General features: G+C 64.0%; 36 protein-coding genes and 1 tRNA gene. 13 read left to right on the top strand and 24 right to left on the bottom strand.

Going from position 1 to position 23,688, the window contains the following annotated elements:
• Window positions 1-2 precede the first annotated feature (2 nt).
• On the top strand, window positions 3-1,103 hold the full coding sequence (locus tag BRADO_RS34105; protein WP_011926547.1) for an FRG domain-containing protein: 1,101 nt from the start codon (window positions 3-5) through the stop codon (window positions 1,101-1,103).
• Between the two features lie 29 nt (window positions 1,104-1,132).
• Here BRADO_RS34105 and BRADO_RS16940 read toward each other — a convergent pair whose 3' ends face one another.
• A complete protein-coding gene (locus tag BRADO_RS16940) occupies window positions 1,133-1,621 on the bottom strand; it encodes a hypothetical protein (protein WP_011926546.1) in 489 nt (162 codons plus the stop codon).
• Window positions 1,622-1,711: 90 nt separating this feature from the next.
• Window positions 1,712-1,933 carry an HNH endonuclease gene (locus tag BRADO_RS16935; RefSeq protein WP_244422832.1) on the bottom strand — a complete coding sequence of 74 codons (222 nt, stop codon included), beginning with the start codon at window positions 1,931-1,933 and terminating at the stop codon, window positions 1,712-1,714.
• A 367-nt stretch (window positions 1,934-2,300) separates the two neighbouring features.
• On the opposite strand from BRADO_RS16935, the gene BRADO_RS16930 reads away from it, so the two are divergent.
• Window positions 2,301-2,927, top strand: a complete 627-nt coding sequence (locus BRADO_RS16930) for a hypothetical protein (protein WP_157872578.1) — start codon at window positions 2,301-2,303, stop codon at window positions 2,925-2,927.
• A 155-nt stretch (window positions 2,928-3,082) separates the two neighbouring features.
• Here BRADO_RS16930 and BRADO_RS33320 read toward each other — a convergent pair whose 3' ends face one another.
• Genes BRADO_RS33320 through BRADO_RS16855 form a run of 15 tightly spaced genes read right to left on the bottom strand, consistent with a single transcriptional unit; the run spans window position 3,083 to window position 10,620 of the window.
• Entirely contained in the window at window positions 3,083-3,688 is a 606-nt protein-coding gene (locus BRADO_RS33320) for a transcription termination/antitermination protein NusG (RefSeq protein WP_011926543.1), read from the bottom strand.
• Entirely contained in the window at window positions 3,685-4,947 is a 1,263-nt protein-coding gene (locus BRADO_RS16920) for a hypothetical protein (RefSeq protein WP_011926542.1), read from the bottom strand. Before BRADO_RS16920 ends, BRADO_RS33320 begins: the two co-directional genes overlap by 4 nt.
• Before the next feature lie 60 nt (window positions 4,948-5,007).
• Complete coding sequence (locus tag BRADO_RS16915; protein ID WP_011926541.1) at window positions 5,008-5,268, bottom strand: hypothetical protein; 261 nt, start codon at window positions 5,266-5,268, stop codon at window positions 5,008-5,010.
• A complete protein-coding gene (locus BRADO_RS16910; RefSeq protein ID WP_011926540.1) occupies window positions 5,265-5,549 on the bottom strand; it encodes a hypothetical protein in 285 nt (94 codons plus the stop codon). Before BRADO_RS16910 ends, BRADO_RS16915 begins: the two co-directional genes overlap by 4 nt.
• Window positions 5,516-5,773 carry a hypothetical protein gene (locus tag BRADO_RS16905; protein ID WP_050781011.1) on the bottom strand — a complete coding sequence of 86 codons (258 nt, stop codon included), beginning with the start codon at window positions 5,771-5,773 and terminating at the stop codon, window positions 5,516-5,518. Before BRADO_RS16905 ends, BRADO_RS16910 begins: the two co-directional genes overlap by 34 nt.
• Window positions 5,770-6,069 (bottom strand): hypothetical protein, encoded by a 300-nt coding sequence (locus BRADO_RS16900; protein WP_011926539.1) that lies wholly within the window; start codon window positions 6,067-6,069, stop codon window positions 5,770-5,772. Before BRADO_RS16900 ends, BRADO_RS16905 begins: the two co-directional genes overlap by 4 nt.
• Window positions 6,066-6,470, bottom strand: a complete 405-nt coding sequence (locus BRADO_RS16895; RefSeq protein WP_011926538.1) for a hypothetical protein — start codon at window positions 6,468-6,470, stop codon at window positions 6,066-6,068. Before BRADO_RS16895 ends, BRADO_RS16900 begins: the two co-directional genes overlap by 4 nt.
• Complete coding sequence (locus BRADO_RS16890; protein ID WP_011926537.1) at window positions 6,463-6,654, bottom strand: hypothetical protein; 192 nt, start codon at window positions 6,652-6,654, stop codon at window positions 6,463-6,465. The genes BRADO_RS16895 and BRADO_RS16890 overlap by 8 nt, the downstream gene beginning before the upstream one ends.
• Complete coding sequence (locus BRADO_RS16885; protein WP_011926536.1) at window positions 6,651-8,483, bottom strand: MT-A70 family methyltransferase; 1,833 nt, start codon at window positions 8,481-8,483, stop codon at window positions 6,651-6,653. The genes BRADO_RS16890 and BRADO_RS16885 overlap by 4 nt, the downstream gene beginning before the upstream one ends.
• Window positions 8,483-8,971 carry an HNH endonuclease gene (locus tag BRADO_RS16880; RefSeq protein ID WP_011926535.1) on the bottom strand — a complete coding sequence of 163 codons (489 nt, stop codon included), beginning with the start codon at window positions 8,969-8,971 and terminating at the stop codon, window positions 8,483-8,485. Before BRADO_RS16880 ends, BRADO_RS16885 begins: the two co-directional genes overlap by 1 nt.
• Before the next feature lie 12 nt (window positions 8,972-8,983).
• A complete protein-coding gene (locus BRADO_RS16875) occupies window positions 8,984-9,454 on the bottom strand; it encodes a DUF2312 domain-containing protein (protein ID WP_011926534.1) in 471 nt (156 codons plus the stop codon).
• Complete coding sequence (locus BRADO_RS16870; protein ID WP_011926533.1) at window positions 9,451-9,705, bottom strand: hypothetical protein; 255 nt, start codon at window positions 9,703-9,705, stop codon at window positions 9,451-9,453. Before BRADO_RS16870 ends, BRADO_RS16875 begins: the two co-directional genes overlap by 4 nt.
• Complete coding sequence (locus tag BRADO_RS16865) at window positions 9,702-9,989, bottom strand: hypothetical protein (protein ID WP_011926532.1); 288 nt, start codon at window positions 9,987-9,989, stop codon at window positions 9,702-9,704. The genes BRADO_RS16870 and BRADO_RS16865 overlap by 4 nt, the downstream gene beginning before the upstream one ends.
• Window positions 9,986-10,369: a hypothetical protein gene (locus tag BRADO_RS16860; protein ID WP_157872577.1), complete on the bottom strand. Its 384-nt coding sequence runs from the start codon at window positions 10,367-10,369 to the stop codon at window positions 9,986-9,988. Before BRADO_RS16860 ends, BRADO_RS16865 begins: the two co-directional genes overlap by 4 nt.
• Entirely contained in the window at window positions 10,366-10,620 is a 255-nt protein-coding gene (locus tag BRADO_RS16855; protein ID WP_011926530.1) for a hypothetical protein, read from the bottom strand. The genes BRADO_RS16860 and BRADO_RS16855 overlap by 4 nt, the downstream gene beginning before the upstream one ends.
• Before the next feature lie 96 nt (window positions 10,621-10,716).
• Here BRADO_RS16855 and BRADO_RS33315 point away from each other — a divergent pair, with 96 nt between their 5' ends.
• From BRADO_RS33315 to BRADO_RS16815, 7 genes are all read left to right on the top strand, one after another.
• The gene (locus BRADO_RS33315) at window positions 10,717-11,376 is read left to right on the top strand and encodes a S24 family peptidase (RefSeq protein WP_011926529.1); all 660 of its coding nucleotides are present in this window, start codon (window positions 10,717-10,719) and stop codon (window positions 11,374-11,376) included.
• A gap of 140 nt (window positions 11,377-11,516) precedes the next feature.
• Window positions 11,517-11,807 carry a hypothetical protein gene (locus BRADO_RS16840; RefSeq protein WP_041756610.1) on the top strand — a complete coding sequence of 97 codons (291 nt, stop codon included), beginning with the start codon at window positions 11,517-11,519 and terminating at the stop codon, window positions 11,805-11,807.
• A 79-nt stretch (window positions 11,808-11,886) separates the two neighbouring features.
• Window positions 11,887-12,105: a hypothetical protein gene (locus BRADO_RS16835; RefSeq protein ID WP_157872576.1), complete on the top strand. Its 219-nt coding sequence runs from the start codon at window positions 11,887-11,889 to the stop codon at window positions 12,103-12,105.
• Between the two features lie 2 nt (window positions 12,106-12,107).
• Window positions 12,108-12,317 (top strand): hypothetical protein, encoded by a 210-nt coding sequence (locus tag BRADO_RS16830; protein WP_011926526.1) that lies wholly within the window; start codon window positions 12,108-12,110, stop codon window positions 12,315-12,317.
• A 92-nt stretch (window positions 12,318-12,409) separates the two neighbouring features.
• A complete protein-coding gene (locus BRADO_RS16825; RefSeq protein WP_011926525.1) occupies window positions 12,410-12,655 on the top strand; it encodes a hypothetical protein in 246 nt (81 codons plus the stop codon).
• The gene (locus tag BRADO_RS16820; protein ID WP_011926524.1) at window positions 12,652-12,924 is read left to right on the top strand and encodes an AlpA family transcriptional regulator; all 273 of its coding nucleotides are present in this window, start codon (window positions 12,652-12,654) and stop codon (window positions 12,922-12,924) included. Before BRADO_RS16825 ends, BRADO_RS16820 begins: the two co-directional genes overlap by 4 nt.
• Window positions 12,924-13,997 carry a tyrosine-type recombinase/integrase gene (locus BRADO_RS16815; RefSeq protein WP_244422831.1) on the top strand — a complete coding sequence of 358 codons (1,074 nt, stop codon included), beginning with the start codon at window positions 12,924-12,926 and terminating at the stop codon, window positions 13,995-13,997. Before BRADO_RS16820 ends, BRADO_RS16815 begins: the two co-directional genes overlap by 1 nt.
• Window positions 13,998-14,067: 70 nt before the next feature.
• On the opposite strand, the gene BRADO_RS16810 is transcribed toward BRADO_RS16815, so the two are convergent.
• The 3 genes from BRADO_RS16810 to BRADO_RS16800 all read right to left on the bottom strand — a co-directional run bounded on the left by BRADO_RS16810 (window position 14,068) and on the right by BRADO_RS16800 (window position 15,881).
• The gene (locus tag BRADO_RS16810; protein WP_011926522.1) at window positions 14,068-15,045 is read right to left on the bottom strand and encodes a hypothetical protein; all 978 of its coding nucleotides are present in this window, start codon (window positions 15,043-15,045) and stop codon (window positions 14,068-14,070) included.
• A 210-nt stretch (window positions 15,046-15,255) separates the two neighbouring features.
• A tRNA-Glu gene (locus BRADO_RS16805) sits at window positions 15,256-15,330 on the bottom strand.
• A gap of 218 nt (window positions 15,331-15,548) precedes the next feature.
• Complete coding sequence (locus BRADO_RS16800) at window positions 15,549-15,881, bottom strand: Rieske 2Fe-2S domain-containing protein (protein ID WP_011926521.1); 333 nt, start codon at window positions 15,879-15,881, stop codon at window positions 15,549-15,551.
• A 206-nt stretch (window positions 15,882-16,087) separates the two neighbouring features.
• Here BRADO_RS16800 and BRADO_RS16795 point away from each other — a divergent pair, with 206 nt between their 5' ends.
• Window positions 16,088-16,840, top strand: a complete 753-nt coding sequence (locus BRADO_RS16795; RefSeq protein ID WP_011926520.1) for a hypothetical protein — start codon at window positions 16,088-16,090, stop codon at window positions 16,838-16,840.
• Window positions 16,841-17,140: 300 nt separating this feature from the next.
• Here the strand turns inward: BRADO_RS16795 and BRADO_RS16790 are convergent, their stop codons facing one another.
• The 3 genes from BRADO_RS16790 to hemA all read right to left on the bottom strand — a co-directional run bounded on the left by BRADO_RS16790 (window position 17,141) and on the right by hemA (window position 19,405).
• Window positions 17,141-17,353, bottom strand: a complete 213-nt coding sequence (locus BRADO_RS16790) for a hypothetical protein (RefSeq protein ID WP_011926519.1) — start codon at window positions 17,351-17,353, stop codon at window positions 17,141-17,143.
• A 102-nt stretch (window positions 17,354-17,455) separates the two neighbouring features.
• Window positions 17,456-18,034 (bottom strand): hemerythrin domain-containing protein, encoded by a 579-nt coding sequence (locus BRADO_RS16785; RefSeq protein WP_011926518.1) that lies wholly within the window; start codon window positions 18,032-18,034, stop codon window positions 17,456-17,458.
• A gap of 138 nt (window positions 18,035-18,172) precedes the next feature.
• Window positions 18,173-19,405, bottom strand: coding sequence for a 5-aminolevulinate synthase (gene hemA, locus BRADO_RS16780; RefSeq protein WP_011926517.1), 1,233 nt, complete (start codon window positions 19,403-19,405; stop codon window positions 18,173-18,175).
• Window positions 19,406-20,266: 861 nt separating this feature from the next.
• Here hemA and BRADO_RS16775 point away from each other — a divergent pair.
• From BRADO_RS16775 to BRADO_RS16765, 3 genes are all read left to right on the top strand, one after another.
• Entirely contained in the window at window positions 20,267-21,295 is a 1,029-nt protein-coding gene (locus BRADO_RS16775) for a PrsW family intramembrane metalloprotease (protein ID WP_011926516.1), read from the top strand.
• Between the two features lie 125 nt (window positions 21,296-21,420).
• Window positions 21,421-22,008, top strand: coding sequence for an HdeD family acid-resistance protein (locus BRADO_RS16770; RefSeq protein ID WP_011926515.1), 588 nt, complete (start codon window positions 21,421-21,423; stop codon window positions 22,006-22,008).
• Between the two features lie 230 nt (window positions 22,009-22,238).
• Window positions 22,239-23,324: a 3-deoxy-7-phosphoheptulonate synthase gene (locus BRADO_RS16765; RefSeq protein ID WP_011926514.1), complete on the top strand. Its 1,086-nt coding sequence runs from the start codon at window positions 22,239-22,241 to the stop codon at window positions 23,322-23,324.
• 52 nt (window positions 23,325-23,376) lie between these two features.
• Here BRADO_RS16765 and BRADO_RS16760 read toward each other — a convergent pair whose 3' ends face one another.
• Window positions 23,377-23,655: a hypothetical protein gene (locus tag BRADO_RS16760; RefSeq protein ID WP_011926513.1), complete on the bottom strand. Its 279-nt coding sequence runs from the start codon at window positions 23,653-23,655 to the stop codon at window positions 23,377-23,379.
• Window positions 23,656-23,688: the final 33 nt, after the last annotated feature.

Genomic DNA, 23,688 nt, shown 5'->3' with positions numbered 1-23,688 from the left:
CTATGCGCGGTCAATGGTTTGGGAGTTTCAAAGGGGATAACGAGGGCACAGTCACAATTGAACTTGACGATCTCGGCGACCACTATGATGGCATGGCGTACGTCTTCTCCAGAGCGCCGGGAGTGCCTGGAGTCGCTGGCCGAATTCGAACGAAGGATAAGTCGCGCAGCTTCGCACTGCAGATACCCATCGAGATCATCACCAGCAATGGGACTATAGTTCCTTGGGACGCAGTCAAAGACAATTACAAGGGCGCTCCATTCGATCCCTTGCTAACTACGATCTGGTCGTTCGAACCCGGAATTGGGCTGGAGATCCAGTTTCACAGCGCCTCGGCGGGTAAGGGTACGGCCAACCTCTTACTATCGGACGGTGGTCGACCGCCTGAACGTCAGCCGCTCTCGACAGTGAATGATTGGGCTTCCTTCAAAAGGTATGCTCTAGAGAGGGATCCGGCCCGGTATGTTTATAGAGGCCAAGAAAGCAATACTTGGCGCCTGCGCACTTTCTTTCATCGTTCCGGACGGTCCGATCTTATGCGGTTTATAAGGAGCGATATCAACCAGTTACACGCGCACCTGAGCAGCTTGACTGAACATCATTTCAACCTAAAGGACGAGCTTGAGTACGCGGCTTTTTGCAACTTGGTGCAACATCACGGCTATCCTACTCCACTTCTTGATTGGACACGATCGCCTTTCATTGCTGCCTATTTTGCTTTTCGAAGGAGGAGAGCGGACGACGGCAATGCGCGTATATTCATATTCGATCGGCGCGAATGGCAAAAAGATGTCGCTAGATCACACTTAGTCACGGCAACTCTCCCACATTTCTCCTTGTTAGATCCGTTAGCCATTGAGAATCGTCGCATGGTGCCTCAGCAAGCACTTTCGACCGTTACAAACGTTGACGACATAGAAGAGTTCATAAAATTCATCGAGACTCGAAACGGAAAGACCTATCTGGAGGTAATCGACCTACCACTTTCCGAGCGACCGCAGATCATCCAGGAACTGCAATTAATGGGCATAACTGCCGGATCTATGTTTCCTGGATTTGACGGCGCCTGCGAACAGCTGCGCGAAATCAACTTCAATATCTAGCTGTCAACGACGCTTGCGGCGTCTTGGCATTAGTTTATGCGCTGCTGACGTCGAGCCATCAGCTCACCCATCGGCGTGCCTGCATCCGGCTGGTGCGCAGCGGCGAGCGCGGCTGCTTTCTTGCCAACCCTCTCCGGCTTCGCTGGTTTCTCAGGCTGCTTAGCCGTCGCCTTTAACGTCTGACCGAAATGCATCAGATCATTGCGGTCTATCAGCTGCAGGAACAGCCGGATCGCGGTCGCGTTCCCGCCTTGCACGGCCTCAAAGCCCTTCATCAGCAAAACGGCGTTGAGGCGGTCGCGGGCGACGGCCCGATGCTTCAACTCCGAAAAATAATGCTTCCGCAGCGTCGGCTCAGTGATGCGCAGTGCGCCGGCAATCCGCTCGTTGCTCCAGCCGCACGCCAACAACATGTTGACGCGATTCCTGTTTTCCAATGTCGGCACATGCTCCGGCCGCCCCCGTTTGCCATGGTTAGCCGGGATCGGATCGCCAAACAGATCAAAATTCAGAGCCACGACGAAAAAAACCTGCGAGTGAGAGAAGGGCCGGTCCGTGAAGATGGGGTGGCTAGAGATTGCACCACCCCCCTCCCTGAGCTGCAGCGGTCAGTGCCAGATGCCGCGCGTGTGGAGAGAGGATTGCTCTTGCTGCTGTTTGCGCTTGTCATGGCAAGGCTTGAACAGGGTCTGCAGATTCGCCTCGTTCCAGAACAGGCGCTCGTCGCCGCGGTGCGGGATCTTGTGATCGCACACGAGCAGCGAGGTGTTTGATTCGATACGTCCGCAGCCGCATTGGCAGGTGTAGAGGTCGCGCAGGAATACCTGCATACGCAGCCGCTGCCAACGCGCCAGTCGGTACCAAGCTTTCCAAGGATGCGACATGGCCAACAGCACAATGGAAGCCGCTTACCGGCCTCCAATACGTTGTCTCAAGGCTGCACAAAGGGCGAGCGAACCGCCAACAGTTTGCCTAGATTGGTGGAAGTGCAGGCACCGGCTTCGTTGCTCTGAGCCGATGCCGCAAGGGGCTCTTCCAATGTCATCCCGCCGCTGCATCTTCTGTTTGACACCTAGCACAACCAAGGAGCACCTGTTTGCTCAATGGCTCCGCGAAGCTTTCCCCCGAACGGCCCGCGACACGCGCACTATTGGCCTGACGCGATGGGGACAAGATAAGCGCGGAAAGGTTTATTCGATGCCCACCCGAGCAATTCGCCAAGGGCATTCCGGAACAACCACAGTGCCGTTCGTTTGCGCCGGCTGCAACAGCGGCTGGATGAGCCGAATGGAAACACGCGCACGACCGATCCTGCGTCCGCTGATCTACGGATTGCCGCACTCGATTTCGACATTTGATCTCAAGGTGCTTTCCGGGTGGATCGGCAAGACCGTGATGGTCGGCGAGTACCTGCACCCCAATCACATAGCCATTCCCGACAGCGAACGCCTGCGGATGTACGCGGAATTCGAATTACCGCCAACCTGGTCAATTTGGATTGCCGACTATCAAGGGTCAAAGTGGCGAAACCTCGCCATGTTCCACCACATGGGTCGTGTGGACCCAGACCCGACCGGGTCACTCCATCCGGACACGCACTTCACCAGCATCGGGATGGGTCGGCTGTTCATTCAGGCTGCGGCGACATCTAGTAGCACAACGATCGTGAACGAAAACGATGCTATGCGACAGATCTGGCCGTTGCCCAAAACAAACCTGAGCTGGCCTCCTGCCAGATTCATCGACGACGGTGAGGCCGACTTCATCGCAGATAGCTTCTCACGGGCAATGAATTTACCCCATGGGGGCAGTATACACATGTGAGAAAGCCCGGCTCGAGACCGGGCTTTGGGCAGATTCCACCTTTTTTCCGCGAACCAGCGTTCTGGCTGGTGGCAGATGCGCCGGAGTGGTTAGCTCCGTTCGAAGCGTCCTGGTGACCTTGGCCACCTGGCACCAAGCGCCAGAGATGATGCGCGCTAAGCTTCAACCGCTTCGATTTCACCCTCGTCGATGTCGATCGGAGTGATGCGCCCGAATATCTCAGCACCGACACTGAGTCGGCCCCTTGAGTCAATTCTCTCGACGCGAGCGCTGAAGTAACGGAACGGCCCGCTGAGCACACGAACCAGCTGGCCGACCTCGAAGGCGCGCGCCCGCTTGCTCTTCGGCGTGTTGGCGATGTCCTCGATTTTCCTGATGTCCTGAAACAGCTTGGGCGTAAGACGCGGCGTCCATTCGCCGAACCGCAGCAGTCCCACCGCGCCGTCGACACCACGCCAGCACTGCCAGCGTTCTTCGAAATCCGGGATCAGCACAGCGCCGAGGATCAAGGGCGACACCACGTCGCGACGCTCGATCCATTCGAAGCCGCGGCGCATGCGCCGGAATTCCTTCGACACGGTCATCACAGGCAGGTACGCGCTGATATTCCGCAGGCGAAAAGCCTTCATCACCTTCGCTTCGCAGTGGGGATGCGTGCGCAGGATGTACCAGCATTGCGGCACTGGCGCCGCCTCTGGCGCGTGGAGCTTGGCGAGATCCACGAACTCGACGAAATCCCCAATCTGATAGCCCATGTTCATGCGTTCTCCCCTGCTGCTGGCGACCATGTGCCGTCGCGGCGCGGTGGAAAGGGCCGCGGGACGCGAAAGCCGTTGATGGATTTGCGGACTCGGAAATTCGGATGCAGCGGCGACAGGCCGTGCACGGCCGGATCGTGCGGCTCGAGCCAGATACGTTCGGCCTTCGGCTCGACGCCGAGCCAGAGCTTCAGCCGGTCGCGCCAGGCCGCGAAGCGCTCCGAGCCCTCGGCGACGATCTCCCAGCTGTCGCGATCGGCGTCGTCGACGAACGCCGCCATCGCAACCAGGTCGGGCTGCACGGGCATCAGGCGCCAGACGCCGCGGCCGAGCTGCTGATCGGCGACGAGCACCGGATCACGCCGCTCGGCGATGCGCAGCGCGACCGTGAAGCCGGCTAGCTCATCGCCCTGGATCAACCGACGCTCCGGCGGTGGCGGCCGCTCGTCGGGCAACTTCGCGTTCGGAAATTCACGGAAGCCGCCTGAGCGAACCCAGAGATGAAACGCTCGCGGCTTCCATTTCAGCTTGCGGATCTGCGCCGCGTAGTCCGGCACGGCCGCTCTGCAGAGCTTCTGATCGTCCGCCGACAGGCTGCGGAATTCGGCGAGCGCGAGATCCCGCCGCATCGCCTCGTGCTCAGGATAGCCTGCCCACGCAGGCCCGAAATGCTCCGGCTCCGCTTCGCTTTCGTCACAAGCGTCAGCAGCCTCCCGCCCCCCGGAGGGGGGTAAGGGGGGAGATTCAGGTTCAGGTTCAGAGTTTAGGTGGTCGCAACAGTGCGAGGGCTGGCCGAGGGCTGGCCTAGGGCTAGCCGTTTCCGGCGGCTGATTTAGCCCTTGCTGCCTGCTAGGGCTAATCGCCGTTGATTTATCTTCGCTTTCCACGACGACGCCCCAGGCGCGCGCTTCGATCTCATCGCCGTCGCGGTCAATATGCAGCAGGATGAGATCGGTCGAGCGCTTGCCCCGGCCGTCGCCGTTGCGCACGCCGCGATCGTCAATCCACTGCGCAATCCGCGTGATGGCGCCGATCTCTTCCAGCCAGATCATGCGGCGCCTGACAGTGTCGACCGACAGATCAGTGTCGAGCGCCAGCTGCTCAAGCCCGACGAAGCATCGCGCCTCGCCATTGACGTAGAGCGCGAGCGACCGAAGCACACTCTTCGCGTTCGGGTTTCGAAGATCCAGCGAGCGCGCCCAGGCATGGGCCTCGTCGGAGGCGATGTGCCGGGCTCGGCGCTTCTCGCGATGCGCAGTCATGTCGGTCTCACTTCCAGAAGGTCAGATAACGCAAGCCACGGAACGGACGCAGGCGCGGGCTCAGGGCCGCCCCAGCAACAGGATCTCGACGACGCGCTCAGGCGCCATACGGGCCAGCGAGCCGCGCTCGACGGCAACGGCCAGCCGCTCCAGCCACTCGCCGCGCAGTCGCTTGAATGGCTGCGGCTGGCCCTCGGCGGCCCCATACATTTCGAGCTCGCCCAGCTCGCCGCCGCGGACCGCGAGCAGGCAGATGATGTCGGCCAGGCGCGCGGCGTCATCGTCCGGGCGAGCGAGCGCCTCGATCAGCACGTCGCTCATTCGGCAGCCTTGCCCCTCGCCTTGACGAACAAATACTCAAAGCAGCAGCCGCCGCCTGCGCCGTGGAACTGCAGATCGGGGCGACGGCGCTGGACCAGGACGCCCTGCTTGGCCTGCGCGCAGAATTGCGCGTTGGCGCGGACGGCGTGCAGCTCCGGCGCGCCCACGGCGCTATAGGCGAGATCGCCGGTCGCGTAGATGATCCTCGCGCCAGGCTCGGCATCGCGCACGGCCGCGATGAATTCATCTACCGAGAGATGCCGTGTGCCTCTGGTGTCCATGGTTCCCCCGTTGCCTTCACCTGCTCACAGCGCGCGTCGCATGGCGGCGTGCGGCCGCCGTCGTCGATACGCTCCTCATCGCGCCAGAACTCGGTCCAGTAGAGATCGCGACCGCCCTGCCCCTCGTGCCGGCCGACCTTCACCATTTCGCAGCGGGCACACTGCCGCTCGCTCTTGTGGGGAAAGCGAACCTTGTCGCCCCAGCGATGACGGACGGAGGTCATTGCCCCTCCAGAAGATCCGATTGCTGCTCGGCATGGCCCGCGCCCATGTAGCCCATCGCGACGAGCGCCTGAGCAACCAGGTGCCAGACGTGCACGCGAAGCCGCGGGTACTTGGTGACATCGGCAGTCCGCTGCCGAATGAGCCGCGACAGCTGCTGCGCCGAGCGGCCGCGGAAGGTCTCCGCGCGGTAATCGCCATGCTCGCGGGTGCCGCCCACATTGCAGATGCGCATTCGCGCAATCTCGGTGACTTGGCGCGTCACGGCGGAATGCAGCTCGACGCGGACGATGATCATCGGCGATACCCCGCCAGATAGTCCGCGCCGCCGACCTGATAGGTGATGCCACTGCGGTACTCGACGGGCACGCCATTGAAGCGTGCCATGCTGATGCCCGCCTCCATGCCGGCGGAGATGCCGCGGTCGGTATAGACGACGACAGCGTCGGCGAGATGCATCCACGCGTGGCCGGCATTGATGCCGTGCGCGCGCTCGCGCTGGACGTTGTCGTCGAGAATACCGGGCTGGGTGTAGAGCAGATGCGAGACCAGCGGCGCCTCTCCGCGCAACAACGCGTCTTTTACGCAAGCGCGCGCATAGGCGACGTTGCGGACGATGTCGCCGGCATAGGGTGACTCCAGGATCACGCGACGCATCTGCCGCGGCGTCAGCGTCTGACAGGTGAGGATCTCAGCCATTGCCGACCGCTCCCTTGATGCGCGTCTCGTTGGCCTGCAGCCATTCCAAGGTCGCGGCGGCCGCTTCGAGCCGCGAGATGTGGTATTCCGCCTGCGACCGGCTCATGCCTGGCTTGACCTTGCGCTCGCGGATCTCGACGTTGATGGCGCCGATTTGTTGCCGCAGCGGGATCTTGTCGCTCATGCCCGCGCCTCCGCGGCGCCTGCGAGCGCCGTACCTACCAGCTGCGCCAGGAAGGCGCGGCCCTCGTCGGTGACCGAGATCCGCTTCGTCGACGCGTGCGCGAGGCCGGCGCCGATCAGGTGCCGCGCCATGCCGCTGTCGATCGCCTCGCCCGCGTCGATCGCGAGCAGCGCCGTCTGCATCTCCAGCTCGTCCGACGTCAGCGGCAGGCGCGTCTGCAGATGGCCATCGACGATCTCGCCCGGCAGCCGGTCACGGCGCGCGAGATCCATCTCGGCCTGTTGCGACGTGCGGCGCAGGAACGGCGGAATTTCGAGATCGGGGAATGCGGAGCCAGGTCTGCCCGCCGGCGGAACGACGGTGTCGGCTTCGGGGTCCTGGTCGACCGGAGCCGGTTCGACTATCCCATCTTCCGACGCGGAAGGCGGCTTCGGCGGGGCTGGCTGATCTGCGGCATGTGGGGACTCGCCGCTGTCCGCAAACTGAGCATCGTCGGGCGCATCGAAGCCCCAAGCTTCCCAGCCTGGCCGGCGACGGCGCGCGTTGAATTCCACCTTCGGCACGTTCGGCCAGTGGAATTCGATGATGCTGTGAATGTTGTCCGGCTTCTCGCTATGCGCCCCGACCGGCTCGGTGAACACGCTCCGGAAATGCGCCGTGGCCGGCGGCACGACCTTGCCGCGGACGCCGACCAGCACGATCTCGTGCTCGCCGGTGAACCAATAGCCCATGCCGCGCGCCTCACCCATCCGGCGCTTGTCCCAGACCAGATGCGTGACGTAGGTGAAGCCCTGCAGCTCCAGCACCTTGATGGCGAGCGCGAGGTGCGGGATCGTCGTCCACTTGAACAGGATGCAGTCATCGGCGAGGCAGGCGAAGCGCTCGGCGCAGCGCGCGACGATTTCCTCAGGCGTCCGCGCCTCGGCGGCCGTCTCATAGTGCATCGACGGATGCCGCTCGGTGCCGGTCTCGGCGGACCACGTCGCATGGTCCCATTCGAAATCCTCGATCGCGACGCCGAACATCTTGTCCGGCAGCGCCTGGATTTTGCGGCCGAGCTTGATCTCGCGCTCCGCTCGCACTTCCTTCTTCGCCGCGATCTTCTCTTTGCGGATCTCCTTGATGACCGGCGCCAGCGCCTTCTTGATCTCCGGCGTCAGCCGCCCTTCGGCATCGCGCGGCAGCGCTGCCACGATCTCAGCCTGGCGCTCGGCCGGCTGCGCGGCGATCTGCTCCGCCACGGAGACCTTGAGCTGGCCGCGCTCGACCGCCGCAACGACCTCCGGGAGCGCCGACTGCACGACCTTGCGGCCCGCTGCCGCCGAGCGCTCGCTGACGTTCACGGCTTCCGCCGCGGCAGCCGTCGAGACCTTCTGCAAATTTGCAGAAGGTTGAAGATCGGTCCGGTGCCCCTGCCGCATGTTCGCGAGCCGGCCGGCGACGATCGCGCGCTGGCTCTCGTCGAGCTGGCGCCGCTTGAGGTTCTTCGACAGCACGTAGGCGAGCAGGTCGCCGTAGTCGTCGGCATCGCCGTCAGCGTAGAGCCAGGAGCGCCAGGGCTGGTCCTCGCTCACTAGGTCGGCGGCATTCAGCAGCCTGCCTTCGTGCATGCCCCAGCCCGGCCCGAGCCGCTCGCCCGTCGACATGATCCAGACGAGCGCCCGGTAACGGTTGCGCCCGTCGAGGATCTGATAGCTGCCCTCGATCTCGATCAAATCGATCTGGTCATGCAGCCCGTTGACGCGGATATCCTCAGCCAGATCGTAGAAGTCCTGGCCCTCGATCAGCGGAAACAGATCGGCATAGGGATGAAACGAAAGCTGCTTCATCAGAACGGCACCTCCGCAGGCTCCCGCGCCGGGCCGAGATCCGCCAGCAGCTGCAGGACGATGGAATCGAGTGAAGGGATGCGCTCGCGCGGGGTGCGGTTGCCGCAGTTCTGGCGATGCGTCAGCCAGCGCAGATTGCAGCGGCGATTGTCGAGCGTCTGGCCGTTGATGTGGTCGACGACGTGCGTCCGCATGAAGCGGTCCGAGCGCGGATCGGCCTTGATCATGATCTCGCGATGCATCCGCACCGTCGCCCGGTCGGGCCCGACATTGCGCTTGGCGTACTTCTGCCAAGGCGTGCGCGAGCCCCAGGACACGTTCCAGACGGTCTCGGTCAGCCAGGCGGCATCGGCCGCATCGACGAGACACCAGACGTTGTCGCGCGCCGACAGCATGATGCGGCGCCACGGCGTCGCGGAGAGATCGAGGAGGTCGACCGTCTCGATCTCGATCTGATGCCGGGCAAGGTTGAAGGCTTCGCGGATCATGACGGCCAGCCCTCACGAAGCCTTGCGCTTGTTCATGAACTCCTGGAACAGCGGCGGCACGTAGTCCTCGGCGAACGACTTGCCATCCGCCGTGCGCCACAGCCGCATCGGCTGGCCGCCGACGCTGGCGATGATCTCGCCATTGACCGGGATCAGCAGCTGCAGCGCCTCGATCACCTGGTCGCGGCCGAGCCCAGTCTGCGCCAGCTCCGCCACCTGTTGATGCAGCGGGTGCTCAGCGGTCATGCCGAGCGCGTGCATGTAGAGGGCGTCGACCGACTCCTGCTCGGTCAGCTCGGCCTGGTCCTTTTGCCGCCGCTTGATGATCCGGCGCATCGACTTGGTGTCGATGCCCTGCGCCTTCGCTTCGGCGAACAGGACTTTCTGGTCATCCTTGAGCGCCTGAATTTCCTCGACGATGCGCTCGATCCGCTCGACGTAGGAGCGCAGCAGCTCGCGGCCCTCGGTGGCAGCAATGGTCATCGGCGCGGCTCCGCAGCAGCGTCGATGGCATCCGCCAGGACGCGGTAGAGCGAGCTGGACGGCAAGATCCAGACTTCGATCACGCCACCCTTACGGGCCACGACCGTCTCGATCCGATAGAGCTGGTCGACCGGCGGGACCCGATCGGCAAACTCAGGAGGCAACCCGGGCAGAAGGTTGCGCAGCTCGGACAGGACAGCGTCGAGCTTCGAGCAATTGGCCTTGAACGACATCGATTTCAGCGCGCTCATCGGTCAAACTCCCGGAGTTGCACGTCACGCAGCAGCGACGGATCGGCGCGCTCGGCGGCCAGCTTGAACAGCCCGGCGGTGCGCAGCGCGCGCATTGCCGTCATCGCGACGTCGACGAGCACTTGGCCGCCGAGCCCGCGGATGCGGACACGGACCGCGAGGTCCTCGCGGACCGACAGCTCCATCACATGCGGCATCGAGGCGACCTGCTCGGCGCCGATGACGGCCTCGTCAGCGAGCCCCGCGGCGTCGCCGCGCGCCGTCAGCTCTGGCTGCGCCCTCATTCGGCGTCCTCCCGATCGAGGCGCGCCAGCTCCAATTCGAGCTTCAGCTTGCGCATCGCCTTGCGAACCGCGCGCGCCGTAGGGTCTTTGACGTCCGGATCGATGAGGCCGAGGACGGCGTCGATGACGAGCCGCGTCTGGCAGAGCGCGACCAGCATGTCGCGATTTTCCACGCGATGCCCGGACAACAATTTCTGGCAGATCGAGAGCGGCTCTCCGGTCAAAAACTGCAGCTCTTGCGCGGCCTTAACCGCGCCGAGCGAGCCCCGCACATTCTGCATAACGGGCGAAATCGGATTCCCCTTGGGGCAATTCCGATTCCCGTCGGGGAAACGGCCTGATTTGGCCTTTGCGCTCCCACCGGATAGCTTGCTGGTCATGACGCACCCTCTTCAGCAGCAACCACAGATGGCGCCTGCAGGAAGTCGGCAGGCTCCAGCGAGAGACCGGCAGCGCGGGCATGATCGAGAAGCTTGAGAGCGTCAGCGGGCGGGACAAAGCCGCCGGTCCCGCCGCGCTCGGCCGGATAGGTCCAGCGGTAGATGCCAGTCACGTGCTTGCCGACGATGCGGGCCGCCGCAGCGTAGCCACCCACCTTGTCGATCACGGATTTTGCGGGGTTGAGAATCATCGCGGCGCAATGCTTGCGATAATCGCAAATACCTGTCCAGACGAATTTGCGAAAACCGCGATAGACGATCTTGCGATTTCCGCAAATGATAGGCGGATGAAGGACTTACAACTACAGCAGCGCCGTTGGCTCAGTGAACAACTCAAGGCGCGCGGCCGTGGCGCCCGCAGCGCCCTGGCGAATCATCTGGGCATTCGCACCGACGCGATCAGCCGCATGACCAACCTGGACGGCGCGAAGGAGAACCGCGAGATCTCCCTGGCCGAGCTGATCGGCATGGCCGAGTTCTTTGAGGACGAGCCGCCCGGACTCAAGGAGGCCCGCAGCAAGGCGAAGGACATTCGTGACCGGACCGAGGCCAAGATCACGCGCGTCCCCCTGCTCGATACCGTGCCGGCCGGCAAGCTAGCCGCGCCGATGTCGCAACTGCCCATCGACCAGGTGCCGCTGCTTGCCTTCGCCGACCTCGGTCGCGGCGATTTCATCGCCTTGACGGTCAGGGGCGATTCCATGGACCGCATTTCGCCGGAGAGTTCGACGATCATCGTCAACAAGGCTGACCGAACCCTCGTCTCGAATAAGGCATACGTCTTCTGCGACCGAGGCGAGGTCACCTTCAAGCTGTGGAAGCCGGATCCGCCGCGGTTGGCGCCGCTTTCGACAAACCCCGTCCACGAGCCGCGCTATCTCAAGACCAAAGCCGAAGCCGAGCGAATGGTGGTCGGACGCGTCAAACGATCATTCCTGGATCTCTAAACCATGCCGATCGGCAAGCTGGAAACCTTGGTCGCGAACCAAAGCGCCGATTAGATTTTGCGATTCTCGCAAAATTAAGTTGAAATGAATTTGCGATTGCCGCATAAATACTCCCGTGATCAACCCACGGGGATTTTCCAATGCGACGCATCCGCTATTGCAACCGACTGCCCGGCCGCGCCAGCCGCGTGCCGCCTCGTCCTGCCATCGCCGGCTTCATCAGCACCGCCCTCGTCCCGCCGCGCGCCGCTCTGGGCACCGAGGCCGCCATCATCGCGCAGATGGCCGAAGACATGCGCGAAGGCGCAGCCAGCGGCGGCGGCATCACCGAGAACGACCTGATCAGCCGCGGCTACACCGCCGCCCAGGTCAAGCTGCACGCCGGGAACGCCCGCGCGCTGGCACAGCGCCTCGCCGGCCCCGCGCTCTAACCTGTTCCTCCCTGACTGGCGGCCGGGTCGACCGCCCTCCGATAACAAGCCCGGCCGCCGCTTTTTTCAGAGTTCGGTCATGACCCCTCAACAGCACGCCGACCATTTGCTGCACGTCTGGCAGATGCAGCGCCATCTGCCGCCGGCCATGCGCCGCCTTCCGGCATTTCCGCCGGTCATCATTGCCAGCGTCCGCGCGATGGACATCGCGCCAACCCTGCAGATGCAGCCGAGCCTCGATCACGTGCTCGACGCCGTGGCCGCCGCCTTGAACGCGCCGGAGCCCGCAGGCGGCTGACCATGAGCTACAAGGTTCACACAGACCACCTTCGCCTGCTCGAACTCAGCCCCTTCGAGCGGCGCCTGCGCGGCGGCTGGCGCTGGGGCACGAAACGCATTTCCGATGCGGTCGTGGCCCGCCTGGTCGACAGCCGCCGCGCCGAGATCCGCGGCGACCGCGTCATCGCGGTCGCGGCTCCCACCACGACAGGAGGCGCCATGGTCCCATAGCGCTGCGGAGAGGGACCCGCCCTCTCACAATGTCCCAGCCGCCTCAGGCCGCCCCTGAGGCGGCCCATTCATTTCAGCCAGATGGAGCCACCGTGACCGAGATGTGCAAGCGTTCCTCTGCAGCCCCCGTGAACAACGGCCGCAAGACCCCCGGCCAGCTAGCCTATGAGGCCGACTGCGCGCTGCAGCCGAACTACGGCCCGCGCGACGGCCACCAGGAAGGCATGCCGCGCAAGACATGGGACCAGCTCAGCGACATCGCGCGCGACAGCTGGGAGCGCAATCCGACCGTGCGGGCGTATCACCGTCCCGTGGACCGCGCGGAGCCGCGGGGATGACCCGCCAGGTCGCGCTCCCGCCCACCCTGCCCCCGCGGCTGATCGGCCGCGAGGCCGCTGCGGCCTATGTCAGCGTCTCGCCCAAGACCTTCGACGTCATGGTCAGCGAAGGCCGCATGCCGCAGGCACGGGAGTTGACACCGCGGCGCTGGGCTTGGGATGTTCGAGAGCTGGACGCCGCAGTCGACGGCCTGCCCCGCAAGGGCGGCCCGGCGGACCAGGACGAGACCGGCATGGTGCCGGCTGACGACTTTGGATGGGATGATTGATGCGGCGCAGGCTGCCCCCGAACGTCGAGCGCAACGTCGTCAAGGGGCACGTCTACTACGCCTATCGAATCGGCAAGGGCCCGCGCGTCAAGCTCCCAGATCCGTCCTCCGAGGAATTCGGCGCTGCCTACCAGGCTGCGATCCAGGGCGCCGCGCAGACCCGTCCTGCGCCGAGCCAGGACGCACCGCAATCGCTTGGCGCCCTCATCGCCTCCTACTACGACAGCGACGAATTTCGTTCGCTTCGCGCCTCCAGCAAAGAGGGCTATCGCCGCCGGCTCGAGTTGATGCGGGCCGCGCACGGCCATCGCTCGGTCGGCGGCCTCACGCGCGAGCGCATCGAGGCGAAGATCCTCAAGCCGCTGTCGAACAAGCCCGGCGCCCGGCTCGACACGCTGAAGAAGCTGCGCATCCTGATCCGCCATGCCAAGGCGCTGAAGTGGCTCAAGGTCAATCCGAGCGAGGGCATCAAGCGCGGCAAGTCGAAGGAGATCCGCGGGTGGACGGACAACGAGCTGGCGGCCTTCGAAGCGCGCTGGCCCTTTGGCACGCGCCAGCGCGCCGCCTATGAGATGATGCTCAACGTCGGCACCGCGCGCGCCGATACTCACCTCACGACCTGGACGCAGGCCGACAACGAGGTGTTCGAGTATACGCGACGCAAGACCGATGTCGCCGTCCTGGTGCAGCAGGCGGATTCGTTGTGCCAGGCGCTCGCCGCACTACCGCGCCGCCACGTCACCATCCTGGTGACCGAGTGGGGCAAGCCGTTCTCGGTCGATGGCTTCTCCGGCTGGATGCGCGACGCGATGACGGCTGCCGGTTTGCCGCTCGACTGCAAGCCGCACGGGCTGCGCAAGACGCTTGGCCGCATGCTGGCCGATGCCGGCGCGACCGCTCACGAGATCATGGCCGCCCTCGGCCACATGACGCTGGCCGAGGCCGAGCGCTACACCCGCGAAGCCGACCGCCGCCGCGGCGGCAAGCGCGCGATCGTCAAGTTGGAAGATCACAAGGCGAACAGAATTCCCCAAACCTCTTCGGGTCGTTTGGGGAAAGGCAAAAGAAGCTGAGGGGTCCTTACAATCGCGCGCCGCATTTGCGATGCACGACTGGCAAGCTTCACCACTCGCCTCTCATCATTCAGCCATCACCACTGCGTGCTTTCCGATCCTGCGCCTTACGCGAGGCCCGCCTAGTAGCTTGTATCAGATTGATTTCTCCTTCGGGCTCCTGAGGAGCAATTTTGGTGTATGGCCTCCGTCGAAGATGAAATTTTCGACCGAGCGCCACATCTAGTCGAATGGCGACCTCGATTGCATTTCGGGACAGCATTACGAATCTGTCAAAGTCGACGTGGGTCTTCTGATGAAGCGCGAAGTCCAGACCTGCGTACGACTTTCTGCCGACACGCTTAAGAAATACCTCGTTCACGACCCCTCGGTTGTGCGTGTGAATGTTCCGAAGTTCGGCAAGGATCGTAAGCCGCGCTCGCTCATCGTCATTAGCGAATAAATCGATGCCTAGCCGATCCCTCACATAATCTTCGACCCCCTTGAGACCGCCGTAAGCCAACTCGTTGACTTTTTTGTCGGCCATATATGCCACCAGTTCCTTCACCCGCGTGAACTGGAGGACCTCTTCGTTAGTTAGGCGCTCGCTAGAACGCAGCACTTCCGGCTTACGCCTCAACACGAGTTGGAGCATCTCCGAAATGTAGCTGAAGAAGTTGTTGGCCATACCGACTACCATGTTCCGAGACAGCAACGGCGAGTAGCGACGCAGTCGTTTGAAGGTGGGGCCATCCCGAAAGTGCGCTTGAGTGTCTGGCTGCTGAGCTTCCGGCTGCTCGTCTCCGGTATTTTTCAGTGCATTTTTGACCGTTCCCAAGACCTTCTCAGTAACTGCTCTCATTTCGTCGACGTGCGCCGCCGTTATCACCGTGAAAAAGAACGCTTGAACCAAATCGTCGTATTCACAAATGAACCGAAAGAGCGGATCAGAGCAGCTTCCCAAGCTTCGTGGATCGTAGAGAGCCTCGAACGTGCGCTTGACTTCTTCGTCGCTGCGGGCGTCATCAGGTCGCCGCGAGTCCTTCTGGATCTCAGCCGCTGCTGTCATTGCAATGTTCCCCCACCACGAGCACTGTACGTTACTCACTCGTTTTAAGGCAACGCACTGCGCGTTTGCGCCGAAGCCGACCGCCACAGCGGCAAGCGCGCGACCGTCAAGCTGGAGGATCACAAGCCGAACAGAATTCCCCAAACCCCTTCGGTTCGTTTGGGGAAAGGCACAAAAAGCTGAGTGATTCCAACGATCGAAGGGTGGCACTGGCGCTCCCTAGCGGAATCGAACCGCTCTCTCCACCGTGAAAGGGTGGCGTCCTAACCGATAGACGAAGGGAGCACGACGCACGATACCGCGGAGGCACAGGGCCATGGCGCTATCGCCGTTTGCGCGCTTCTTTGAAAACCATCAACAAATCAGTGTCTTGCGACCATGACCTGAAAGGCCGGCTGAACCATCGGCCATGATTCCGCGCCGCGCGCGCCGAACGTATAGAGGCGTTTGCCCGCCCGGGCAAGCCGCCCGTAACCGTCTTTACCTGCCGCCGGCAGCCATGCTCAACGCGCCGCAAACAGCGGCGAGATGCCGTCAGTGTCGATATAGACGATGCCGTCCTCGACCTTCAGGGGATACTCGGCCAGGGCGCTCTCCGGCGGATGGACAGGCTCTCCGGTCAGTGCGTCCCAGGTCCAGTTGTGCACGGGACAGCTCAGCAGCCGGCCGTCGAAGCCCGCCTCCTCCATCGGCGCGGCGGTATGCGGGCACACGCCCTGGAAGGCCTTGAGCTCACCATTGTCGGGCCAGGCCAGGATGATCAGCTGGGCGTCGGCGATGACGAGACGCATGCCGCCTTCGTCGATCGTTTCGGCCTTGCAAACGCGCGTGAACATGCGGGGCGTCTCCTCGGGCTTGCGATGCAATCGTCCACAACGAACTGAGCAAGACTCGTTCCGGCCGCATCGCGCGCCGGCGAGTGTCAAAAACGATGGCACCCTTCTTGCTGCCCTGCCTTGAAGACATCGCCGATCACGCCGCCTTTGTCGCGAAAGCGACAGAGCTGGCAGCGAGCCGGCGAACTGCGGCGACGGAGTGAGATATGACCGACATGACGGAGCTGAGGACACGCAAGGAGCCGCTCAACCTCGCCATCGTCCATGTCGATCCCGATGGCTTCGTCGCCAATCTGATGGGATGGCTGGAGATCACCGCCTTCATCAAGGCGCAGCGCGCCGGTGACGCCACGGTGCCGGCGGACGGCAAGACGCCGACCTTGTCGGCCGCGCAGCTCAAGACCGGCGGCGTGCACGAGGTCGCCAACGATGCGCTGTTCGCCTTCGCCATGACAGCGTCGCTGAAGGGCGACAAGGCCGCCGTCGACAAGGTCGAGACCGCCCTGCTCGACCGGATGGGCCAGGATTTCCCGGGCTCGTTCGCGCTGTGGCACTTCCGCGCCACGATCGATGCGCCGACCACACTGGACGATTTCGTCGGCCAGGCCGGCAAGAAGATGCTGACCGGCGATCTGCCGCCGCCGCCTCTGCGCGCCAAGGAGAACTGGAGCGCGGGCCTTCGCTTCTTCGAGAAGGCGCGCAAGTCCAACTTCATCCACGAGGTCATGTATCCGCTGGCGAAATGGACGCGGGCGCGCTGGACCGAGACAGCCGAGAAGGGCGTCGCCTTCCTGCACCACATCGAGGACAACGTTCCGGTGCTGCGCGAAGTCCTGGAGGAGCCGCGCAACGATCAGGCGTTCATCGCGAATGTGCTGCTGCGGCTGGCGCCGGCGGTCGACATGGAGTTGAACGAGGAATACCAGGGCTTCCTGCGCTCGCTGGCGCGGCGCAACTGAGCAAGCGCCGTGGCCTCCTCCGCTGAAAAGCCCACGCAAAAAGGCCGGCGGGCATTACGCCGCCGGCCTCTTGTCGCGACTGCCGGCTCCGGCCGTCCGGTTCCGTCGCACTCCTGGGGTCGAGTGCGATCAGGGTGGCGCGACTTGGTTAACGAGAGCTTAACTTAACGCTCTTACAGCCGAGCCACGAACATCCCTGCGAACGTGCGCCGCTCCGGACCAGCAGGGCTGGGGTGCAAATCGAGACGCGCAAAAGCGCCGCGAGATTGCGCGGCGACGGAGTGTCGGCTCAGCGCACTATCAGGTCAGCAACAGGGCCCGCTTTTTCTGGCGGCGCAGCTTCAGCTCCTGGCAGCCGGACAGACGGACGAATTCCTGCGGATGAATGTCATAGCCGTGGCAGCCGAACGCGCTCTGCTGCGACATCGGTGTCTGCGCCGGCCCATTCCGCTCCGCGCCCCGCCCGGCCAGCTTCGCCCGGACCGGCTTCAGCCCTGTATTCAACGCGGTCATAGCCAACTCCGTAAAAGAGTGCCTGCCCCCCACACGGAGGAACTATAGCCCTCTGCATTTCAGGTGCAGTTGGGACAAAGCGTCCGTGAGACAGAGTGTCCCTCAGCCCGCCGCGGCGCGTGCCTGCTCCGCCTCCTGCTCCCAGCGCAGGATCGTCCGCTCCAGATTGTGGAATTTCTCGGCGACCTCGCCGTCGAACAGCGGGTCCTTCTCGTCGGACATGCGGGCGTCGATGTCGGCCCAGTCCTCCGGCTGCAGCGCGCGCAAGGCGGCCGGAAACAGCAGCGTTTCCTCCTTGCGCAGGTGCTCGCGCTGGCTGTCGATGAACTCAAGAACGGCGGCGTGGAAGCTCTCGCGCAGGATCTCCTGGTCTGCCAGCACGGCATTGACCGCCTCGGCAAAGCCGCGCAGCCGTCGCGCCTCGGCCTCATGCTCGTCGTCGACATCGCCATAGGTCGCAGCCGCCGCCGCATCGCGCGCGCGGAGCTTGCTGAAGATCATCTCCTCCTTGGGATGATGGCAGCGCTGCGGATAGTCCTCGAAATAGGCAATGATGCTCTGCAGGATGTCGTAATCGGGCCGCCGATTGTGATCGAACAGCTCCAGCTCGTGCTCGAGCACAGCGAGAAGCTTCTCGAGATTCTCGTGCTCCTGCAGCAGCGCCTCGATGATCTTTGCCATGGCTGCCTCTTTGCGCCGGCCGGGTCCTGCCGAACCGGCATGTTCCCCTCTTCAGAAAAGATTACGCCCGCGCGGGCGCGGGCGGCATTGCGGCAGATCAAACTTGACAGGGTCGCCTGACAAAACAGTCGGACAGACCTACTCCGCGGCCATCGCCTGCGCGGCGCGCGGCAGGCCGAGCCGGTCCCAGACGTCGACCAGCGCTTCCGCCAGCGCATCGATCAGGCCATCATCATGGTACGGCGACGGGGTGATCCGCAGCCGCTCCAGACCGCGCGGTACCGTCGGGTAGTTGATCGGCTGGATGTAGATGCCGTGCTCTGCCAGGAGCAGGTCGGAGGCGCTCTTGCACTTCTCGGGATCGCCGACATGGACCGGGACGATGTGAGTATCCGAAGGCATCACCGGCAAGCCTGACGCGTTCAGCACCGCCTTGAGCCGGGCGGCACGGTCCTGATGCCGGTCGCGCTCCCATTGCGAGGTCTTCAGATGCCGGATCGCGGCGGTTGCCGCGGCGCAGACCGGCGGCGGCAGGGCCGTAGTGAAAATGAAGCCCGGGGCGTAGGACCTGACGGCATCGATCAAATTGGCATTGGCGGCGATGTAGCCGCCCAGGCAGCCGAACGCTTTCGCCAGGGTGCCTTCAAGGATATCGATGCGGGCCATCGCGCCGTCGCGCTCGGCAATGCCGCCGCCACGCGGGCCATACATGCCGACAGCATGGACCTCGTCGACATAGGTCAACGCGCCGTAGCGATCGGCGAGATCGCAGATCCGATGCAGGGGCGCGACATCACCGTCCATCGAATACAGACTCTCGCAGACGATCAGCTTGGGCCGGTCGGGATCGGCCGCCTGCAGCAGCTCCTCGAGGTGCGCCAGATCATTGTGCCGCCACACCTGCTTCTCCGTGCCGGCCTTGCGCACGCCTTCGATCATCGAATTGTGGTTCAGCGCGTCGGACAGCAGCAGGCAATTCGACAACAGCTTGGCGATCGTCGAGATACCGGTCTCGTTGGAGACGTAGCCCGAGGTGAACACCAGCGCCGCCTCCTTGCCGTGGAGATCGGCGAGCTCGCGTTCGAGCTCGACCAGCGGGTGGTTGGTGCCGGCGATGTTTCGGGTGCCGCCCGCGCCGGTGCCCATGCGCGCGGCCACATCGACCATCGCGCCGATCACCTTCGGATGCTGTCCCATCCCGAGATAATCGTTGGAGCACCAGATCACCACATCCCGCGGACCTTCGGGCGAATGCCAGATCGCGTGCGGAAACCGGCCGGCACGGCGCTCGAGGTCGGCGAACACGCGGTAGCGGCGCTCCTGGTGGAGCTGATCGAGGGCATGGTCGAAATAGCGGTCGTAGTTCTTCACCTGGTCGTCCTTCCCCTGCCCGGCGGCCAGCGCCAGCGTTGCGGCGCGCCCCTAAAGGTTTGTTCCGGATGGGACAAAAGCCCAGTTATGCAAGGCGTTCGTTGATCCAGATCAGGGCGTGAGCATGGTTCCCGGCATGCCGCGCGAGCAATTCAGGTCGAAAGGGCCCGGGACCAGCGCGATGCTAACTGACCAGCAGCGCGCTCGTATTGCGAGCAATGCGCCGCATTCGCACGTAAACTCCGGCAGAGAAATCCAAATCTCGGCGAGATTGGCCAAACATTTGCACACTTTCGCGGCGAACTATGGCAGGCATCGCCGGCGCGGCGGATCGCGCCCGGGTTTACGTCGGGATTTCAGATTTGAGATTTCTGACTGTGAGTGAGGTGAGGCTCGGATCGTTCACAAGCCGCGCCACACGGAAGACGAGGGGCACCATGAGAATTCTTGCGCTTGTCCTTGCGACGTTGGCTATTAGCCAAGCCGCCTCTGCCGAGGGCTTGGAGTGCCGGCGCGTCGCTGATCCGACCCCACGGCTGAGCTGCGTCGAAACGCCGACAACCGCTCAGGCGCCGGCACCCGGACGCACCGACATCTGGACGCCGGCCGAGCCGCGGCAGCCGACGCGAGACGGCGACTCAGCTCCGTCGAGGGGCTCCCGGATTCGCTGAGGCGATCGCTCCTGGGCCTTCCCGCTGGCCACAGACAGCCTGCCAAGCGGGATTTGCGCAATCGACGCCTTGATGAACGGCCATCGTTGCCGACATGTAGGTCTTACGCCGCGGTTGCGAACTGATCTTAGACCCAAGCCTCGCGGGAGGTGATGACCGGTTCCGCCAGCGGCATCGATGATTGGAGACCATGGCCTACCTGCCGTCGCAAATGAACCTGCTCGAAGCGCTCGCGACAGTGGTCGGAACCGCAGCGATTGCACCCGCGCTCCTGATCCTGTGGCTGGTGGTCGCTGCTGGCGACAATTCCGGTCCGCCGCTCAAGATCTGGACCGCCTTCCTGCTCGGCGCAGCCAGCGTGCTTCTGCTCGGCATCGTCAGGGCGCCGTTCCAGAACGTCGGTCTGGGGATCGAAAATCCCTGGCTCGCGCAGGCCGTCCGGGCGCTGTTCAGCGTTGCGCTGCCGGAGGAGATCGCCAAGGTCGCGGTGATCGCTGTGCTTTGGTCGCGGCGCAGGCAGGTCGGCAATGCCATGGACACCGTGTTCTATGGCGCGGCCGTCGGGCTCGGCTTTGCGGCCTATGAGAACCTCGCTTATCTCGTCCAGCATGCGGAGATGTGGCGCTCGCTGGCGATCCTGCGCAGCGTGCTCACCGTCCCCTTCCACGGCGCGCTCGGCATCATTGCCGGCGCCTACCTCGCGATCGCCCGCACATCCACCGCGCTCGGTGCGAACCGGCACAATCGCGACTGGGCGCGGATGTCGAGCTGGGCGCTGGTGCTGGCGGCGCCCGTGATGCTGCATGCGGCATTCGACTATCCGCTGCTGCTGCTGCAGCGCGCATCCAACCTCGATCCGACCTCGCGGCTCTGGCTCGGTGCCGTCAGCGTCCTGATCGGCTTCTCGTCGATCGCACTCGCGGTGCGGCTGGTGCGCCGCGTCGCCCATCACCACACACCGCGTACCGAGATGGCCAAGGCCCGACTCAGCCAGCTGCGCCGGATGTGGGCGCTGCTGCTGCTCGGCGGCGCCGCCGGCTTCATCGGTCTCGGCTTCGTGCTGACCTCGGTCCGGCACTGGCTGCTCAACCCCGATCGCAACATCGCCGGCGTGCTTGTTCCCCTCGGGCTCACCGCGATCGTCCTTGGCGTGGCCCTCCTGATTGTCACAACGACCATCTATGTGTTCGGCCGCAACCGGATGCGGACCACGGCCTAAGGCCCACCGCAGGCCTGGATTGCATTGAAACGCGGCTCGGGCGCTTGTCCGGACCGTGGTTCCACACCATCTGCGTGAGCAGCAGGCGCCGCGTCCAGCGCGCGACCGTGCCGGAGTGACGATCGATGACGCTACCGCAGGATACGATTCCGCCCGAGCTCGAGCGCGTGAGGTCGAGGATGGGCGCGGCCGTGCGCGCGCATTGGAAAGCCTTCCTCGTCGAGGGCATCCTGCTGGCGGTGCTCGGCCTGCTCGCCGTGGTTCTCACCCCGCTGGCGAGCCTTGCGGTCACGATCTTCCTCGGCTGGATGTTCTTGATCTCGGGCATCGCCGGCCTCGCGCTGACCTTCTGGGCCCGCGGCATGCCCGGCTTCTGGTGGTCGCTGCTCTCGGCGGTGCTCGCCATCCTCGCCGGATTGATCCTGGTGGCCCAGCCGATCCAGGGCACGCTCACCCTCACCGTCGTGATCGGCGTCTATTTCCTCGCCGAGGGCGTCGCCACCATCATGTACGCGCTCGAGCACCGGCGCGAATTGTCCGGCCGCTGGTCCTGGCTCGCGATCTCAGGACTCGTCGATATCGCCATAGCCGGCATCATCATTTCCGGTCTGCCCGGCACCGCAACCTGGGCGATCGGCCTTCTGGTCGGCATCAATCTGCTGTTCGGCGGCCTGTCGATGATCGGCATGGCGCTCGCGGCGCGAAACGCCTGAGGCAGCTGAGTTTCCATTTTTGGGATGACAATCCGCGCCGCGACCGCTATAGGACCTCCATGATCAACGCCGCCACCAGCTATTATTGGTACTTTAGCTACGACAGCTCGCTGGCGGCGGGAGGATCGCGCTCAATCTGACACATTGCAGCAAGATATCCGAACAAGCCGCCAGACCTGGCGGCTTTTTTATTGCCGGCAGGTGCCCTTCACCCGACACAGGAGCCCGCCGTGCTGAGTACGACAGACGATCTTCGCATCAAGGAAATCAAGGAATTGAGCCTGCCCGTGGAGGTGATGGGCGAGATTCCGCGCACCCTCACCGCCACGCGCGTCGTGATGGCCGCGCGCAATGCCATCCACGCCATCCTGACCGGCACCGACGACCGCCTTCTGGTCATCGTCGGCCCCTGCTCCATCCATGATCCCAAAGCCGCGCTGGACTACGCCGGCCGCCTCGCTGCCTTGCGCGAGCGCCTCGGTGATCGGCTGGAGATCGTGATGCGGGTGTATTTCGAGAAGCCGCGCACGACGGTCGGCTGGAAGGGCCTGATCAACGATCCCGACCTCGACAATTCCTTCGACATCAACAAGGGCCTGCGGCTGGCGCGCAACGTGCTCTCGGCCGTGAACAATCTCGGCCTGCCGGCGGGCTGCGAATTCCTCGACATGACCACGCCGCAATACATCGCCGACCTCGTCGCCTGGGCCGCGATCGGCGCGCGCACCACCGAGAGCCAGATCCATCGCGAGCTCGCCTCAGGCCTGTCCTGCCCGGTGGGCTTCAAGAACGGTACCGACGGCAACATCCGCATCGCCGCCGACGCCGTAAAATCGGCCGCGCATCCGCATCATTTCATGGCGGTGACCAAGGGCGGCCGCTCAGGCATCGCGGCGACCACCGGCAACGAGGACTGCCACATCATCCTGCGCGGCGGCGCCGGCCCGAACTACGACGCGGCCCATGTCGAGCAGGCCTCCGCTGAGCTCGTGAAAGCCGGCCTGCCGGCGCGGCTGATGATCGACACCAGCCACGCCAATTCGAGCAAGAAGCCGGAGAACCAGCCGCTGGTGGCCGCCGACATCGCCGGCCAGCTGGCGAATGGCGAGCAGCGCATCATGGGCGTGATGATCGAGAGCCATCTCGTCGCCGGCCGTCAGGACGTCAAGCCGGGCGTGCCGCTGACCTATGGCCAGAGCATCACCGACGGCTGCATCGGCTGGGACACGACGGTGGACGTCTTGGAGCAACTGGCCCAGGCTGTCGCCGCGCGGCGGGTAAAGCGTCGCGATTCCCTGCGCGAGCGCTCGGCTTAGCAAGCTTCAAACAGCAAAGCGGCTCGCCTCGCGCGCGCCGCTTTGCAAGGTGTCAGCAGCCGCGACAGATGCTCTTGATCTTGCGGTCGAGCTCGCGGTCTTCCTTGCTCGCACTGCTCATCGAGCTGTCCTCGGCCTGCTCGGCCTTGGGCAGATCGCTCGGGCGGACCTGACGGTGCCCGACGGGCGCCTGAGACGATGCACCGCTTTTCGACCCGCCGCCCGAGCCGCTGCCCTGCGCCAGCACCGCGCCGTTGGCGACCAAGATCAGGAGCCCCATCGCGATCGGAAGTGTCTTCGTCAGAAGTGGCTTCATCGCAAGTGTCTTCATGTTGCTCCTCCGTGTCAGCGGAATCAGCCGATC

The organism is Bradyrhizobium sp. ORS 278 (genome assembly GCF_000026145.1).
In the GTDB taxonomy this organism is placed as follows: Bacteria; Pseudomonadota; Alphaproteobacteria; order Rhizobiales; family Xanthobacteraceae; genus Bradyrhizobium.
This window is presented reverse-complemented; position numbering and strand designations above follow the sequence as displayed.